The following is a 2,554-nucleotide window of genomic DNA, read 5'->3' on the forward strand; positions in this document are numbered from 1 at the left end:
GACGAGACGCGTCCGGTGCTCACCGGCGTCCTGTTCGAGGGGGATGGGTCGGAGCTCCGCATCGTCGCCACCGACTCGTACCGCCTCGCCCTGCGCCGGCTCGAGCTCAGCGGCGCGGAGGGCGTGAAGGTCCTCGTGCCCGTGCGGGCGGTGACCGAGGTGGCCAGGCTCGCGTCCTCCGGTGATGTCCGGGTCACGGTGGGTCCGGCCCAGGTCGGGTTCGAGACGGGCTCGGTCACCGTCTGGAGCAGGCTCATCGAAGGCGAGTTCCCGGAGTACCGGAAGGTGATCCCGGAGTCGCCGCCGTTCCACCTACAGCTCGACCGAGTGGCCTTCCAGGACGTGCTGAAGCGGGTGTCCGTCCTCGCCCACGATGCGACCCCGGTCTTCATGGAGCTCGAGCCCGACCGCGTCCGTCTCCAGTGCCAGGCCCAGGGGATCGGGGAGTTCGTGGAGGAGGCCGAGGCCTCGTACGAAGGCGATCAGGTCCGCCTGGCCCTCAACCCCACCTACCTCGACGTCGGCGTCTCGGCCGTGCCCGACGAGCGGCTCATGGTCGACCTCACCGACCCTCTGAAGCCGATCGTGGTGCGGGGGGAGTCCGACGGGTTCATCTACCTGCTGGTACCGATCCGCGTCGGTTGACGTCGGTGGCGGACGCCACACTGCGTGGATGGCCATCGATCTCCTGCGGTTGCACAACGTCCGCAACTACGCGGGTGGTGAGTTCCGTCCGGACCCGAGCACGACGGTCGTGTGGGGGCCGAACGGCTCCGGGAAGAGCACCTTGCTGGAGGCGATCGGCCTGTTCTCGACCCTCGGCTCCCCGCGGACGGCCCAGCTGAGCGCTCTCGTGTCACACGGAGAGAGCGAGGGCGGGGTCCGTCTCGAGACGACCGACGCGACACCGCTCGAGGTGAGGATCCGCGCGGGACGAGCTCTTCTGCGCGCGGGTGGGTCCGGGGTCCACGCGAAGGACTTCCTAGGCCGGTTCAGGGCGGTCCTCTTCGGACCGGAGGACCTGGACATGGTGAGGGGCGAGCCGGAGCTCAGGAGGCGGGCGCTCGACGACCTGCTCGTCCAGGCACGCCCGGCGCACCGAGCTGCGAAGCAGGCCTACGACCGCGCGCTCCGCCAGCGGAACGCGGCGTTGCGCAACGGACACGAGCAGCAGGCGCGGGTGTACCACGCACCGCTCGCGGCGGCCGCCGCGCAGGTGGTCGACGCGCGTCGCCGTGTCGTGGCTTCCCTCGAGCCGCTCTCCGTCTCGCTGTACGACGAGCTCGCGGGAGCGGGGCGGCTCGTGATCCGTTACCGATGCACCGCGGACGACCAGGGACTGGAGGGGGAGGCTCTGGTCGATCACCTCCTGGCCGCGTACGACCGCGACCTGCCGGTGGAGCTGGAGAGAGGGATGACCCGCATCGGACCGCATCGCGACGACCTCGACCTCGAGCTCGACGGACACCCGGCCCGCGCGTTCGCGTCCCGCGGGGAGCAGCGCACGGTCGCGCTCGCCCTGCGCCTGGCCGAACTGCGCCTGCTGTCGGGGTCCGTGCTGCTGCTCGACGACGTCATGTCCGAGCTCGACCCGGACCGCAGACGACGGGTGTTCAAGGCCGTCGGGGGAGCCCAGACGATAGTGACCGCGACCGAGGCCGAGGCGATCCCCGAGGGCGTCGGCGTGGCGGCTACGTGGACCGTCCAGGACGGGGTGCTGCGTGCCGCTTGAGGACGACCGGCCGACCATCAAGATGCGCGGGGGGTGGCCGACCCGGCTGGGGGACGCGCTGCCTGTAGCCATGGCGAAGGTGGGACCGTCCGGGCTGATGGCCGAGTCGCGGGTCCGGCGAGCCTGGCCGGCCGCGGTGGGGCAGCAGGTGGCCGCGAACGCGTGGGTCCACAGGCTGCGTGGCACCACCCTCGAGGTGGCGGTCTCGGCCGACGTGTGGGCCAACGAGCTCAGCTACATGAGCCAGGTGATCAAGGACCGGATCAACGCGGTGTGCGGGGCCGGGACGGTGACCGAGGTGGTAGTCCGCAGGCCCCGGGGAAGACGTCGGTAGGGGGGTGGTCCGTGGTATAGTGGGAGCGTCCAAAAACCGCCTCTGACCTGCGGTTTCACGACCTCCACCACCACGACCGCCCGACACGCCGAAGGGACATCGATGGCACGCGCGACCGAAGAGCAGACGAAGACGGACGGGAGCCGCAAGGCGGCCGCGAACGCCGGCTACAGCGCCAAGGACATCTCGATCCTCGAGGGGCTCGAAGCGGTCCGGAAGCGTCCCGGGATGTACATCGGGTCCACCGGGCTGAAGGGGCTCCACGAGCTCGTCCGGGAGGTCGTCGACAACTCCGTCGACGAAGCGATGGCGGGGTACGCCACCCGCATCGATGTGACGGTCCTGGCCGATGGCGGAGCGCGGATCGTCGACAACGGGCGCGGCATCCCGGTCGACCCTCATCCCAAGTACCCGAAGAAGTCCGCCGCCGAGATCGTTCTGACCACCCTGCACGCCGGCGGGAAGTTCGGGGGAGAGGGGTACAAGAT

The 2,554-nt window shown here is 70.4% G+C and carries 4 protein-coding genes; all 4 read left to right on the plus strand.

Annotated features, from left to right (window positions below):
• Positions 1-645: DNA polymerase III subunit beta (gene dnaN / locus VM840_05345; protein HVL81000.1), on the plus strand; the 645-nt coding region annotated here is incomplete at its 5' end.
• Positions 646-673: 28 nt separating this feature from the next.
• Entirely contained in the window at positions 674-1,732 is a 1,059-nt protein-coding gene (gene recF, locus VM840_05350; GenBank protein HVL81001.1) for a DNA replication and repair protein RecF, read from the plus strand.
• Complete coding sequence (locus tag VM840_05355; protein HVL81002.1) at positions 1,722-2,066, plus strand: DUF721 domain-containing protein; 345 nt, start codon at positions 1,722-1,724, stop codon at positions 2,064-2,066. The genes recF and VM840_05355 overlap by 11 nt, the downstream gene beginning before the upstream one ends.
• A 102-nt stretch (positions 2,067-2,168) precedes the next feature.
• On the plus strand, positions 2,169-2,554 hold a 386-nt coding region (locus VM840_05360), incomplete at its 3' end, for an ATP-binding protein (protein HVL81003.1).

The organism is Actinomycetota bacterium, assembly GCA_035540895.1.
GTDB lineage: Bacteria > Actinomycetota > JAICYB01 > JAICYB01 > JAICYB01 > DATLFR01.

Excerpts from the sequence above, each read along its gene's own strand:
- recF (HVL81001.1), top strand. The coding sequence starts at position 674 with ATGGCCATCGATCTCCTGCGGTTGCACAACGTCCGCAACTACGCGGGT.